Below are 1199 nucleotides of genomic sequence, written 5' to 3' on the forward strand. Positions count from 1 at the left end.
GTGCTTGAGCTGAAACTGCCGATCAATCTGGTGTGCATCCTCGCCTGCGCCGAAAACATGCCGAGCGGCAATGCATCGCGTCCGGGCGACATCGTTACCACCATGAGCGGCCAGACTGTGGAAATCCTCAACACCGACGCTGAAGGCCGTCTGGTGCTGTGCGATGCACTGACCTACGCCGAGCGCTTCAAGCCACAAGCGGTGATCGACATCGCCACCCTGACCGGTGCTTGCGTAGTGGCCCTGGGCGCACACACGTCCGGCCTGCTGGGCAACAACGACGAGCTGATCGACCAACTGCTCAGCGCCGGCAAGGCTGCCGACGACCGCGCCTGGCAACTGCCGCTGTTCGATGAGTATCAAGAGCAGCTGGACAGCCCGTTCGCCGACATCGCCAACATTGGCGGGCCGAAGGCCGGCACCATCACTGCCGCCTGCTTCCTGTCGCGCTTCACCAAGAACCTCAACTGGGCGCACCTGGACATCGCCGGCACGGCATGGACCAGCGGCGGCAAGGACAAGGGCGCCACTGGCCGTCCGGTTCCACTGCTGACCCAGTACCTGCTGGATCGCGCCAAGGCCTGAAACCGCTGAAAGGTGGCGTCACTCTCGGGTGACGCCGCTTGCCGCTCTGGAACCGCAATGACCAAAGTCGACTTCTATATCCTGCCCAGCGCCGATCCATCAGCGCGCCTGGATTTCGCCTGCAAGCTCACCGAGAAAGCCTGGCGCATGGGCCACCGCATCTACCTGCATTGCAGCGATGCGGCCCAGCGCGACGATCTCGATGCGCGTCTGTGGGCATTCAAGGGTGAAAGCTTCGTGCCCCACGGCCCGGCCGACAGCGAACCGGACGGTTTGATCGTGCTGGGACTTGGAGACGACTGCGGTGAGCATCAGGACCTGCTGGTCAATCTCGACCTGAAAGTCCCGGCCTTCGCCAGCAAATTCGCCCGCGTGGCGGAAGTGGTGGTGGAAGATCCGGCCATCCGCGCAGCGGCGCGGGAGAGTTTCCGTTTCTACCGCGAACAGGGCTATTCTCTGCAAGACCACCGTTTACAGCGACTCTGAGCACTCCAATGGACACTCCGAAACCGCAACAGAAGTCCGCACACCTGCTGGACGATCTTGAATCGATCCGCCAGTTGCTCGGCGATGACAACCTGCAACCGCCGCTCTTGACCGATACGGTCGATGAC

General features: G+C 62.6%; 1 protein-coding gene and 2 pseudogenes. All 3 read left to right on the forward strand.

Annotation, left to right across the window (positions count from 1 at the left end):
* Positions 1–585 (forward strand): annotated as a pseudogene (locus D6877_RS27965) (leucyl aminopeptidase); the annotation flags it as partial.
* A gap of 57 nt (positions 586–642) precedes the next feature.
* On the forward strand, positions 643–1071 hold the full coding sequence (locus tag D6877_RS27970) for a DNA polymerase III subunit chi (protein WP_130912778.1): 429 nt from the start codon (positions 643–645) through the stop codon (positions 1069–1071).
* A gap of 8 nt (positions 1072–1079) precedes the next feature.
* Positions 1080–1199 (forward strand): annotated as a pseudogene (locus D6877_RS30130) (DNA polymerase III subunit chi); the annotation flags it as partial.

The sequence above is a fragment of the Pseudomonas sp. Sample_9 genome (genome assembly GCF_004307535.1).
Lineage (GTDB): Bacteria > Pseudomonadota > Gammaproteobacteria > Pseudomonadales > Pseudomonadaceae > Aquipseudomonas > Aquipseudomonas mercuritolerans.